7 protein-coding genes are annotated in these 12,832 nt (G+C 61.1%); 5 read left to right on the top strand and 2 right to left on the bottom strand.

The features are described from left to right. Positions 1-161 precede the first annotated feature (161 nt). Together AC1Q8Q_RS21270 and msrA are read left to right on the top strand one after the other, a co-directional pair. Positions 162-2,855, top strand: a complete 2,694-nt coding sequence (locus AC1Q8Q_RS21270; RefSeq protein WP_020796208.1) for a putative bifunctional diguanylate cyclase/phosphodiesterase — start codon at positions 162-164, stop codon at positions 2,853-2,855. Positions 2,856-2,917: 62 nt separating this feature from the next. After that, on the top strand, positions 2,918-3,565 hold the full coding sequence (gene msrA, locus AC1Q8Q_RS21275; protein ID WP_020796207.1) for a peptide-methionine (S)-S-oxide reductase MsrA: 648 nt from the start codon (positions 2,918-2,920) through the stop codon (positions 3,563-3,565). A gap of 46 nt (positions 3,566-3,611) precedes the next feature. Here the strand turns inward: msrA and AC1Q8Q_RS21280 are convergent, their stop codons facing one another. Continuing rightward, entirely contained in the window at positions 3,612-4,448 is an 837-nt protein-coding gene (locus AC1Q8Q_RS21280; RefSeq protein ID WP_020796206.1) for a 23S rRNA (adenine(2030)-N(6))-methyltransferase RlmJ, read from the bottom strand. Between the two features lie 338 nt (positions 4,449-4,786). Beyond that, positions 4,787-6,271, bottom strand: a complete 1,485-nt coding sequence (putP, locus tag AC1Q8Q_RS21285) for a sodium/proline symporter PutP (RefSeq protein WP_168757117.1) — start codon at positions 6,269-6,271, stop codon at positions 4,787-4,789. Positions 6,272-6,545: 274 nt separating this feature from the next. Here putP and AC1Q8Q_RS21290 point away from each other — a divergent pair, with 274 nt between their 5' ends. The 3 genes from AC1Q8Q_RS21290 (at position 6,546) to AC1Q8Q_RS21300 (ending at position 12,727) form a co-directional block, all read left to right on the top strand. Next, complete coding sequence (locus tag AC1Q8Q_RS21290; protein ID WP_020796203.1) at positions 6,546-6,680, top strand: hypothetical protein; 135 nt, start codon at positions 6,546-6,548, stop codon at positions 6,678-6,680. Between the two features lie 51 nt (positions 6,681-6,731). Then, a complete protein-coding gene (putA, locus tag AC1Q8Q_RS21295; RefSeq protein WP_020796202.1) occupies positions 6,732-10,682 on the top strand; it encodes a trifunctional transcriptional regulator/proline dehydrogenase/L-glutamate gamma-semialdehyde dehydrogenase in 3,951 nt (1,316 codons plus the stop codon). Between the two features lie 242 nt (positions 10,683-10,924). After that, a complete protein-coding gene (locus AC1Q8Q_RS21300) occupies positions 10,925-12,727 on the top strand; it encodes an acyl-CoA dehydrogenase (protein ID WP_168757116.1) in 1,803 nt (600 codons plus the stop codon). The last annotated feature ends 105 nt before the right edge of the window (positions 12,728-12,832 follow it).

Raw genomic sequence — 12,832 nt, forward strand, 5'->3', positions numbered from 1 at the left:
TCGCGTGCTGGAGAAATCTTCTCCTCTGCCGACATATTCTTATAGCACTTGGCCTTCATCTCTCTTGTCAGTCAGTGTCGCAATGATGCAACCTTGCCGCAGGCAACAGTAAAGAGGGCGAGAGCCCGGCGCGATCAGCAAATTCGAAGCGAGTCCCCTCCATGAAAAGCCAACCCGATGCCGCCAGCCGTATGGTGGCCGAGGTAGTGACGCAGTTGCCTGTGCCCTCGCGGCTCGGCATGCTGCGTTTCGAACGGCTGAACGAACCAAGCTGGGCACTGCTGTTTCTCGATCCCAATTGCGAACGCCAGTTCGGCCTGCCGGCCGTGGAATTGTGCGCCCTGGTCGGTTCGCCCTACGCCAGCCTGATGGAGCCGCAAGCACGCTATCAGCTGCATGACGCGATTCAGGCGCAGTTGAGCGAGAGCACCCACTATCTGATCCGCTACACCCTGCACACCGCCTCGGGCGCGTTGAACCTGCTGGAGCTGGGTGAAGCCTACAAACAACACAATCGACATCTGCTGCGCGGCTACCTGCTGGTCATCGACGGCCTGTTCGAGGATGACCCACTGCTGCCAGCGCTGGATCTCGAAACCCAGAACTCGCGCCTGCAAATCGCCCTCGAACTCAATCAGCGCGCCCAGCGGGAACAATTGCAGCATCTGGATCGGGTCCGTGCCCAGCAGGACCTTATCCTGCTGCTGACCCGCCAGCGCTACAGCAGCAACAATTCCCTGCAGGAAGCCGCCGAACTGATCACCCGTAGCGCCTGTGAGATTTACCAGATCGACTGTGCCAGTCTTTGGCACCTGGAAGGATCGATGCTGGCCCCCATCTCGGCCTACCACCGCTCAACCCAGGAATACCTGCTGCCGGCGCCGATCGACGCCAGCGGTTTCCCCGATTACCTCGACGCCCTGCATACCGGTCGCGCCATCGACGCCCACAACGCCATGCGCGACCCGCGCACCCGGGAAATCGCCGAAAGCCTGCGCTCGCGTGATGTCAACGCGATGCTCGATGCCAGCATTCGAGTCGACGGCCAGGTGGTCGGCGTGTTGTGCCTGGAGCAAACCGGCGCGACCCGCGCCTGGCAGCAGGACGAAATCGCCTTCGCTGGCGAGCTGGCGGATCAGTTCGCCCAGGTCATCAGTAATCACAATCGACGCACCGCCACCAGCGCCCTGCATCTGTTCCAGCGTGCGGTCGAGCAAAGCGCCAACGCCTTTTTGCTGGTCAATTGCGATGGCATCGTCGAGTACGTCAACCCAAGCTTCACGGCGATCACCCAGTACACCACCGAAGAAGTCCACGGCCAGCGCCTGGCGCAACTGCCGGCACTGGAGAACCTCAGTGAACTGCTGTTCGACGCGCCCTCGGCGCTGGCCATGAGCAACAGTTGGCAGGGGGAATTCAAGAGTCGGCGCAAAAACCTCGAACCCTATTGGGGTCAGTTGTCGATATCCAAGGTCTATGGCGACAACCGCGAGTTGACCCATTACATCGGTATCTACGAAGACATCACACAGACCAAGCTCGCCCAGCAACGCATCGAGCGCCTGGCCTACACCGATAACCTGACCAACCTCGGCAACCGCCCGGCTTTCATCCGCAACCTCGATGAACGCTTCGCCCGCGACAGCGACGCGCCTATCAGCCTGCTACTGGTGGACATCGACAACTTCAAGCGGATCAACGACAGCCTCGGCCACCAGACCGGCGACAAGCTGCTGATCAGCCTGGCCCGGCGCCTGCGCAACAGCCTCAACCCGGGCGGCAGCCTGGCGCGGTTTGCCAGCAACGAGTTCGCGGTCTTGCTTGACAACACTGGCCTTGAACTCGGGCAGCAGGTCGCCAACCAGTTGCTCACGACCCTCGACAAACCGATGTTCGTCGACAACCAGCTGATCAGCGTGACCGGCTCGGTTGGCCTGGCTTGCGCGCCCCTGCATGGGCGAGACCCGCAGACCCTGATGCGTAACGCCGGCCTGGCCCTGCACAAGGCCAAGGCCAACGGCAAACATCAGGTGCAGGTTTTCACCGAGGCCCTGAACGCCGAAGCCAGCTACAAGTTGTTCGTCGAGAACAACCTGCGCCGCGCCCTGACCCAGAACGAACTGGACGTGTTCTACCAACCCAAGCTCTGCCTGCGCAGCGGTCGCCTGCTGGGGATGGAGGCGCTGTTGCGCTGGAACCACCCGGAAAAGGGCATGATCCGCCCGGACCAGTTCATCAGTGTTGCCGAAGAAACCGGCCTGATCATTCCGATCGGCAAATGGATCGCCCGCCAGGCCTGCCGCATGAGCAAAGCGCTGAGCGCCGCCGGCCTGGGCAACCTGCAGGTAGCGATCAACCTGTCACCCAAGCAGTTCTCCGACCCGGACCTGGTAGCGTCCATCGCCAACATCCTCAAGGAGGAAGCGCTGCCGGCGAGCTTGCTGGAGCTGGAACTGACCGAAGGTTTGCTTCTGGAAGCCACCGAAGACACTCGCCTGCAACTCGACCAGCTCAAGCGCCTGGGCCTGACCCTGGCCATGGACGACTTCGGCACCGGTTACTCGTCGCTCAGTTACTTGAAAAAATTCCCCATCGATATCATCAAGATCGATCGAAGCTTCATTCACGAAATCCCGGATAACCAGGACGACATGGAAATCACCTCCGCGGTGATCGCCATGGCCCACAACCTTAAACTCAAGGTCGTGGCCGAAGGCATCGAGACCGCCGAGCAGTTGGCTTTCCTGCGTCGCCACCGTTGCGACGTCGGCCAGGGCTACCTGTTCGACCAACCGATCCCGGGCCTCGACCTGATCGACAAGCTCAAACGCTATCCGCGCGGCCCGATTGCCTGACATCGCGTCAACACTCGGGCAAACTGCATTTCTGATTATTCCAACGACTGAGAGGACTGACGATGGTTCTGCGCTCGGAAATTCTGGTGAACAAAAACGTGCTCCCAACAAAAGAACAAGCTCTGCCTGGCCGCGAAACCCCCATGACCGTGCCGGAAAAACACTTCGTCCACGACGCCCCGCTACTGGGTCCATTCGCGATGGATGTGGATTTCGCGATCTTCGGCCTTGGCTGCTTCTGGGGCGCGGAACGCAAGTTCTGGCAGCGTGAAGGCGTGGTCAGTACGGCCGTGGGTTACGCTGGCGGCTTCACCCCGAACCCGACTTACGAAGAAGTCTGCTCCGGCTTGACGGGCCATAGCGAAGTCGTGCTGGTGGTCTACGAGCCGGCAAAAGTCAGCTACGAAGCGCTGCTAAAGATGTTCTGGGAACTGCACAACCCGACCCAGGGCATGCGCCAGGGCAACGACCTCGGCACCCAGTATCGCTCGGTGATCTACGCCACCAACCCGACCCAACTGGAAGCCGCGAAAAAAAGCGCACAGGTGTTCCAGGTCGAACTGACCAAGGCCGGCAAGGGCATCATCACCACCGAAATCGACGAAGCGCCGACGTTCTATTTCGCCGAGGCGTACCACCAACAGTACCTGGCGAAAAACCCTGAAGGCTATTGCGGCATTGGCGGCACCGGCGTGACCTGCCCGATCTGACCACTGACCGATCGTTCCCACGCTCTGCGTGGGAACGATCATCGCCTCATTCGGCGATCAACCAATCCATCCGCCACCCGCCCTGGGTCTGCCCAAGCTTCTCGGACAACCACGGCAGCAACTCACGCAACTCTTCCTCCAGCCCCCACGGCGGATTGGCAATGGCCAGACCGGAGCCGTTGAGGCTGTTCGGCGTATCCAGCGGATGCACCAGCAGCTCGACCCGCAACAACTTCGGCGCACCGGTACCGGCCAGGTCCTGATAGAACCGGCGCAGCGCGCGCTGATCCTTCACCGGGTACCAGATCGCCGCTACAGTCTGGCGCATCCGCCCGACCGCCTCTTTCAAGGCCGCGGCGCAGCGCTGCATCTCATCCAGTTTTTCGAAGGGCGGATCGATCAACATAACCGCACGCTTCTCCGGCACCGGCAGCAACGCCCGCGGCACATGCCAGCCTTCGCCAAGATGCACCTTGACCCGACGATCACCGGCCATGTTGTCCTTGAGCAGCACGCCATCTTCCGGATGCTTCTCGTTGAGCAACACGCGGTCCTGCGGGCGCGTCAGGCGCCGCGCCAACTCCGGTGAGCCCGGATAAAAGCGCAACTGGCCGTCCGGGTTCATCTCATGCAACACCTGCATGTAATCGGCGGTCAGGATCGGCAGATCCGGCTGATCCCACAACCGCGCAATGCCTTCCAGATACTCACCGGTTCGGCTGGCCTGATCGCCCTGGAGGTCGTACAGGCCAATGCCGGCGTGCGTATCGAGATAGGCAAACGGCTGCTCCTTGCGCGACATCAGGGCGATGAGGCGGGTCAAGGTCAGGTGTTTGAACACATCGGCGTGATTGCCGGCATGGAAGGCGTGGCGATAATTCATGGTTGCTCCTGCGAAGGCCGGCAAGTTTACCTTTTACTGGGCGGCAAGTCAGGAGCTCGCGGCTGAGTGGCAAACCCAGCCCTGTAGGAGCCGCCGGAGGCTGCGATCTTTTGATCTTGACCTTGTGGCATTACCTACCCCTGCTGAAGGCCGACCCCGCAACCAGTGCCCAACCACATCCAGCACATCGCATCCATCGCGCAACGCAATGGCGCAGAGCAAGGCAAGGTAGAAATGGACCTGCCATTAGCCTTCTGCCCACCCCCCAAAAAAAACGGCCCGCCTCCTGTAGGAGACGGGCCGTTTTTGCGAAAGGTTAGAGCCTCAGCTCATCCCCATCACTTGTTCAAACGGAAATCTGCCTCGGCAGCAGCAAAGCGCTGCAGCATGCCAGCAGTCGGCGTGCCCAGCTTGCTGACGATGTAGATCGCCAGGCTGGCGAAGATGAAACCAGGGATGATTTCGTACAGGCCCAGCAGTTCGAAGTGCTTCCAGACGATCACGGTGATCGCGCCGACCAGGATGCCAGCCAGTGCGCCGTTGCGGGTCATGTCTTTCCAGATCACGGAGATCAGCACGACCGGACCGAATGCGGCACCGAAACCTGCCCAGGCGTAGCTCACCAGGCCCAGCACACGGTTTTCCGGGTTGGCCGCCATGGCGATGGCGATCAGGGCAACCAGCAGCACCATGGCGCGGCCGACCCAGACCAGTTCAACCTGGGAAGCGGATTTGCGCAGGAAGGTCTTGTAGAAGTCTTCGGTCAGAGCGCTCGAGCACACCAGCAACTGGCAGCTCAGGGTGCTCATGACGGCAGCCAGGATGGCCGACAGCAGAACGCCGGCAACCCATGGGTTGAAGAGGATTTTGGCCAGTTCGATGAACACACGCTCGTGGTTTTCACTGACCGGCATGGCCACGGCCGGATTGGCCGAGAAGTAGGCGATACCGAAGAAACCGACAGCCACGGTGCCACCCAGGCACAGGATCATCCAGGTCATGGAGATGCGACGGGCATTGGCAATCGACTTCACCGAATCGGCCGCCATGAAACGCGCCAGGATGTGCGGCTGGCCGAAGTAGCCCAGGCCCCAGCCCATCAGCGAGATGATGCCGATGAAGGTGGTATTTTTCAGCATGTCGAAGTTGCTTGGATCTTGCGCTTCAATGGCCAGGAACGTGGTGTCGACGCCGCCGGTGGCCAGCAGCACGATGATCGGCGTCAGCAACAGGGCGAAGATCATCAGCGTGGCTTGCACGGTGTCAGTCCAGCTGACCGCCAGGAAACCACCGACGAAGGTGTAGGCAATCGTCGCCGCAGCACCGGCCCACAGCGCCGTCTCGTAGGACATGCCGAAGGTGCTTTCGAACAGACGGGCGCCAGCCACGATGCCGGAAGCGCAATAGATGGTGAAGAACACCAGGATCACGACGGCGGAAATGATCCGCAGCAAGCCGCTTTTGTCTTCGAAACGGCTGGAGAAGTAGTCCGGCAGAGTCAGCGCATCGCCATTGTGCTCGGTCTGCACGCGCAGACGGCCGGCGACGAACAGCCAGTTCAGGTAAGCCCCGATGATCAGGCCGATGGCGATCCAGCTCTCGGACAGACCGGACATGTAGATGGCGCCCGGCAGGCCCATCAACAACCAGCCGCTCATGTCGGATGCACCGGCGGACAACGCGGTCACGACACTGCCCAGGCTACGGCCGCCCAGGATGTAGTCGGAAAGGTTGTTGGTGGAGCGATAGGCCATGAAGCCGATCAGCACCATTGCTGCGATGTAGATCACGAACGTGATCAGGGTTGGATTGCTTACGCTCATTGAGTGATGCCCTGGCTTTGTTTTTATGTAGCGGCGGCTGGTGAAGCGCTGGCAAACGGTGACGATTGACAGACGATCCGGGATCCCGCGCATTTATGACCGATGTTTCCCCAGGAAAGCCATCGGCCGGCACACCGGTCTTGCGACTGGTTGCACCTTGGGCGCGAATGCTATGCAACAAAGCAAATAAGGTGCAACCCATTTCTGGGGAATAAGTTGCACCTAGTCGGAAATTTATATCAAACCAAGGTTTTTGCTCCTTTTCGGAGCAAGAATGATCGTCTATCCATCCAAAAAGCACCAAGGCAACGCGGTAATGGCGCAGTGGAATTTTTTTCCTGACGAACTGCCGTTTATTCCCGTAAAAAAAGGGTTGCACCCGGTTGCACCTCATTCATCACACGGCTAATCTTTGCGCCAGCTGATGCCACGCAGTCGTGGCAAACATGAGGATAAAAACATGGCTACCACCACCCTTGGGGTCAAACTCGATGACCCGACCCGCGAACGCCTCAAGGCTGCCGCGACCTCGATTGATCGCACGCCGCACTGGCTGATCAAGCAGGCAATTTTCAATTACCTGGAAAAACTCGAGGGTGGTGCAACCCTGTCCGAGCTCAACGGTATCGCCCGAGACACTGACGAAGCGGGCGACGTCCATGTCGACCACGCGCACCAGTGCTTCCTCGAGTTCGCCGAGAGCATCCTGCCGCAATCGGTCTTGCGTGCGTCGATCACCGCCGCGTACCGTCGCCCGGAACCGGAAGTGGTGCCGATGCTGATCGAGCAGGCTCGCCTGCCGGCGCCGATGGCCGAAGCCACCAACAAGCTCGCTGCCTCTATTGCGGAAAAACTGCGCAACCAGAAGAGCGCCGGCGGCCGTGCCGGTATCGTTCAGGGCCTGCTGCAAGAGTTCTCCTTGTCGTCCCAGGAAGGCGTGGCGCTGATGTGCCTGGCCGAGGCGCTGTTGCGCATTCCGGACAAAGGCACCCGTGACGCCCTGATCCGCGACAAGATCAGTACCGGCAACTGGCAGCCACACCTGGGCAACAGCCCGTCGCTGTTCGTCAACGCCGCGACCTGGGGCCTGCTGCTGACCGGCAAGCTGGTGTCCACGCATAACGAAGCGGGCCTGACTTCGTCCCTCAGCCGCATCATCGGCAAGAGCGGCGAGCCGATGATCCGCAAGGGCGTCGACATGGCCATGCGCCTGATGGGCGAGCAGTTCGTCACCGGCGAGACCATTGCCGAAGCCCTGGCCAACGCCAGCAAGTTCGAAGCCAAGGGCTTCCGCTATTCCTACGACATGCTCGGTGAAGCCGCACTGACTGAGCACGACGCGCAGAAGTACCTGGCCTCGTACGAACAAGCCATCCACTCGATCGGCAAAGCGTCCCACGGTCGCGGGATTTATGAAGGTCCGGGCATTTCGATCAAGCTGTCGGCCTTGCACCCGCGCTACAGCCGTGCCCAGTACGAGCGCGTGATGGATGAGCTGTACCCGCGCCTGCTGTCGCTGACCCTGCTGGCCAAGCAATACGACATCGGCCTGAACATCGACGCCGAAGAAGCCGACCGCCTCGAGCTGTCGCTGGATCTGCTCGAGCGCCTGTGCTTCGAGCCGCAACTGACGGGCTGGAACGGCATCGGTTTCGTGATCCAGGCTTATCAGAAGCGTTGCCCGTACGTGATCGACTACGTGATCGACCTGGCTCGCCGCAGCCGTCATCGCCTGATGATCCGCCTGGTGAAAGGCGCGTACTGGGACAGCGAGATCAAGCGCGCCCAGGTTGAAGGCCTGGAAGGCTATCCGGTCTACACCCGCAAGGTGTACACCGACGTGTCCTACATCGCTTGCGCACGCAAACTGCTGTCGGTGCCGGAAGTCATCTACCCGCAGTTCGCCACGCACAACGCCCACACCCTGTCGGCCATTTATCACATTGCCGGTCAGAACTATTACCCGGGCCAGTACGAGTTCCAGTGCCTGCATGGCATGGGCGAACCGCTGTACGAACAAGTTGTAGGAAAGGTTTCCGAAGGCAAGCTGAACCGTCCGTGCCGTGTGTACGCACCGGTCGGCACCCACGAAACCCTCCTGGCTTACCTGGTACGTCGCCTGCTGGAAAACGGCGCCAACACCTCGTTCGTCAACCGTATTGCCGACCAGTCGATTTCCATCCAGGAATTGGTGGCCGACCCGGTAGCAAGCATCGAGCAGATGGCGACCGTGGAAGGTGGCTTCGGCCTGCCGCATCCTCGCATTCCGCTGCCGCGCGATTTGTACGGCTCCGAGCGCGCCAACTCCAGCGGCATCGACATGGCCAACGAACATCGCCTGGCGTCCTTGTCCTGCGCTCTGCTGGCTACTGCGCACAACAACTGGAAGGCCGCGCCGATGCTCGGTTGCGCTTCCAGCAGCGAAACCCCTGCACCCGTCTTGAACCCGTCCGATCTGCGTGACGTGGTTGGCCACGTACAGGAAGCGACTGTCGAAGACGTCGACAATGCGATCCAGTGCGCACTGAACGCCGCGCCGATCTGGCAGGCTACCCCGCCGGCCGAACGCGCCGCGATCCTCGAGCGCGCCGCAGACCTGATGGAAGCCGAGATCCAGCCGCTGATGGGCCTGCTGGCTCGCGAAGCCGGCAAGACTTTCGCCAATGCCATCGCCGAAGTGCGCGAGGCCGTGGACTTCCTGCGTTATTACGCGGTGCAGGCTCGCAACGATTTCACCAATGATGCCCACCGCCCGCTGGGTCCGGTGGTGTGCATCAGCCCGTGGAACTTCCCGCTGGCAATCTTCAGTGGCCAAGTGGCTGCGGCGCTGGCTGCCGGTAACCCGGTATTGGCCAAGCCTGCGGAACAGACGCCGCTGGTCGCCGCTCAAGCCGTGCGCCTGCTGCTCGAGGCCGGGATTCCACAAGGTGTCCTGCAACTGTTGCCGGGCCGTGGCGAAACCGTCGGCGCCGGACTGGTGGGCGACGATCGCGTCAAAGGCGTGATGTTCACCGGCTCCACCGAAGTTGCGCGCCTGCTGCAACGCAACATTGCCGGTCGCCTGGACAGCCAGGGTCGTCCGATTCCGCTGATCGCCGAAACCGGTGGCCAGAACGCGATGATCGTCGACTCTTCGGCACTGACCGAACAGGTGGTGATCGACGTGGTTTCGTCGGCCTTCGATAGCGCCGGCCAGCGTTGCTCGGCCCTGCGCGTGCTGTGCCTGCAGGAAGATTCTGCCGACCGCGTGATCGAAATGCTCAAGGGTGCCATGGCTGAAAGCCGCCTCGGCAACCCTGAGCGCCTGTCCGTGGACATCGGCCCGGTGATCGACGCCGAAGCCAAGGCTGGCATCGAGAAGCACATCCAGGCCATGCGCGACAAAGGTCGCAGCGTGTACCAGGTGGCCATCGCCGACGCCGAAGAAGTTAAACGCGGCACCTTCGTGATGCCGACGCTGATCGAACTGGAAAGCTTCGACGAACTGCAACGGGAGATCTTCGGCCCGGTGCTGCACGTGGTGCGCTACAAGCGCAAGGACATCGATCAACTGATTGCCCAAATCAACGCTTCCGGCTACGGCCTGACGCTGGGCGTGCACACCCGTATCGACGAGACCATCGCCAAGGTGATCGACAACGTCAATGCCGGTAACGTCTACGTCAACCGCAACATCGTGGGTGCCGTGGTCGGCGTGCAGCCATTCGGCGGCGAAGGCCTGTCGGGTACTGGCCCGAAAGCCGGTGGTCCGCTGTACCTGTACCGCCTGCTGTCGACCCGCCCTGCCGATGCGATCGAACAATCCTTCGCTCGCGGCGACGCTGCCGTAGCACCGGACGTTCGCCTTCGCGATGCCATGAGCAAACCGCTGACCGCCTTGAAAGCCTGGGCCGACAGCAACAAGTTCGCCGACCTGAGCACCCTGTGCGCGCAGTTCGCCGCACAATCGCAAAGCGGTATCACCCGCGTCCTGGCCGGCCCGACCGGCGAACGTAACAGCTATGCGATCCTGCCGCGCGAGCACGTGCTGTGCCTGGCGGAAGTCGAAGGCGACCTGCTGACGCAACTGGCTGCGGTATTGGCTGTCGGCGGTTCGGCGGTATGGCCGGAAGCTGAACTGACCAAGGCCTTGCTCGCCCGTCTGCCGAAAGACATCCAGGCACGCATCAAGCTGGTTTCCGACTGGAACAAGGACGACGTGGTGATTGATGCGGTTCTGCATCACGGCCATTCCGACCAGTTGCGCGCGGTTTGCCAGCAAGTGGCAAAGCGTGCCGGTGCCATTGTCGGCGTCCAGGGTCTGTCGCAGGGTGAAACCAACATTGCGTTGGAGCGCCTGGTGATCGAGCGTGCGTTGAGCGTTAACACCGCTGCTGCGGGTGGTAATGCCAGCCTGATGACCATCGGCTAAAACCGGTAAACCGGGCTGCCGCAATAGCCGCCCGGCACGCAATACCCTGTGGGAGCGGGCTTGCCTGCGATAGCGATGTATCAGTCACTGATGATGTTGACTGGTCTGACGCCATCGCGGGCAAGCCCGCTCCCACAGTTACTTATGGCGTCTGCTAAGTCACCATCACGCAGATCAATCATCCTGTTCAGCCTCTATTCCCCCGCCTAGACTCGCCCTACTCCAACAAAAGGTAGGCCGCCATGTCCGAGACGTTGCTCAGTTCCCGCAATCTGGCTTTCGAGCTGTATGAAGTCCTCGATGCCGAGGGCCTGACCCAGCGTGAGCGTTTCGCCGAACATAATCGCGAAACCTTCGATGCCGCCTTGGGCACCGCCCGCAACATCGCCGAGAAGTTCTTCGCCCCGCACAATCGCAAGGGTGACGAGAACGAGCCGCGCTATGAGGACGGTCAGGCAATCCTGATTCCGGAAGTGAAACCGGCAGTCGAGGCGTTCCTCGAAGCCGGCTTCCTCAATGCAGCGCGCAGTTTCGACGCTGGTGGCATGCAACTTCCTACCCTGTTGTCGCAAGCCTGCTTCGCGCATTTCCAGTCCGCCAACGCGGCGTCGACCTCCTACCCGTTCCTGACCATGGGCGCGGCCAACCTGATCGAAAGTTTCGGCACCGAGGAGCAGAAACGCCGCTTCCTGCAACCAATGATCGACGGCCGCTTCTTCGGCACCATGGCCCTGACCGAACCCCACGCAGGTTCGTCGCTGTCGGATATTCGTACACGAGCCGAGCCTGCGTCCGACGGCACCTATCGACTCAAGGGCAACAAGATCTTCATCTCCGGCGGCGATCATCCGCTGTCGGAAAACATCGTGCACATGGTCCTGGCCAAGCTGCCGGATGCCCCTGCTGGTGTGAAGGGCATTTCGCTGTTCATCGTGCCGAAATTCCTGGTCAACGATGACGACAGCCTCGGCAAACGCAACGACGTGCTGCTGGCGGGGCTTTTCCACAAGATGGGCTGGCGCGGCACCACCTCAACCGCGCTGAACTTCGGCGATAATGGCGAGTGCGTAGGCTATCTGGTAGGCAAGCCGCATCAGGGCTTGAGCTACATGTTCCAGATGATGAACGAGGCGCGAATCGGCGTCGGCATGGGTGCGGTGATGCTTGGCTACGCCGGCTACCTGTATTCGCTGGAATACGCCCGCGAGCGCCCTCAGGGTCGCGTGCCGGACAGCAAGGACCCGAACACCGCTCCGGTGGCGATCATCCAGCACGCCGACGTCAAGCGCATGCTGCTGACGCAAAAAGCCTACGTCGAAGGATCGTTCGACCTGGGGCTGTACGCGGCGCGGCTGTTTGATGACACCACGACACTGGAGACCGAGGCCGAACGCAAACAGGCCCATGAACTGCTGGACTTGCTGACCCCCATCGTCAAATCCTGGCCGTCGGAGTTTTGCCTGAAGGCCAACGAACTGGCGATCCAGATCCTTGGCGGCCACGGCTACACCCGCGAATACCCGGTGGAACAATACTACCGCGACAACCGTCTGAACCCGATTCACGAAGGCACCCACGGCATTCAGTCGCTGGACCTGCTGGGGCGCAAACTGGCACAGAACGGCGGTGCGGGCCTCAAACAACTGGTCCGCCTGATCGCCAACACCGCCGAGCGCGCGCACGCCCATGACTCGCTGACCGCGCTGCGTGAACCACTGGAGAAACTGGTGGCGCGCCTGCAGGCCGTGACCATTGGCTTGCTGACCGACCTGGCCCAGGGCAAGGTCAACAGCAGCTTGGCTAACTCGGCGTTGTACCTGAAAGTTTTTGGTCACACGGTAATTGGCTGGCGCTGGCTGGAACAGGCGATTCGCGCCGAGGAAGGGCTGGCCAAAGGCAATGCGGTCGATGTGAACTTCTATAAAGGCAAGCTCCAGGCGGCGCGGTACTTCCTGACCTGGGAAATCCCGGCTTGCCACCATGAGTTGACGATTCTTGAGGCGCGGGATGATGTTTGCCTGGGCATGCAGGATGAGTGGTTCTGATCCAAGTCTGAGGTGCTGCCGAAATCCATTCGCGAGCAGGCTCGCTTGTATGGTAGGACTTGAAGGGAGGAGGAGGGACAAGGCTCGATTCTGACTGTTGACGCA

Source organism: Pseudomonas sp. GW823-FHT06B06, from assembly GCF_058795195.1.

Bases quoted from the DNA above. Each gene is read 5' to 3' on its own strand.
- AC1Q8Q_RS21270 (WP_020796208.1), top strand. From the start codon at position 162: ATGAAAAGCCAACCCGATGCCGCCAGCCGTATGGTGGCCGAGGTAGTG.
- msrA (WP_020796207.1), top strand. From the start codon at position 2,918: ATGGTTCTGCGCTCGGAAATTCTGGTGAACAAAAACGTGCTCCCAACA.
- AC1Q8Q_RS21280 (WP_020796206.1), bottom strand. From the start codon at position 4,448: ATGAATTATCGCCACGCCTTCCATGCCGGCAATCACGCCGATGTGTTC.
- putP (WP_168757117.1), bottom strand. From the start codon at position 6,271: ATGAGCGTAAGCAATCCAACCCTGATCACGTTCGTGATCTACATCGCA.
- AC1Q8Q_RS21290 (WP_020796203.1), top strand. From the start codon at position 6,546: ATGATCGTCTATCCATCCAAAAAGCACCAAGGCAACGCGGTAATGGCG.
- putA (WP_020796202.1), top strand. From the start codon at position 6,732: ATGGCTACCACCACCCTTGGGGTCAAACTCGATGACCCGACCCGCGAA.
- AC1Q8Q_RS21300 (WP_168757116.1), top strand. From the start codon at position 10,925: ATGTCCGAGACGTTGCTCAGTTCCCGCAATCTGGCTTTCGAGCTGTAT.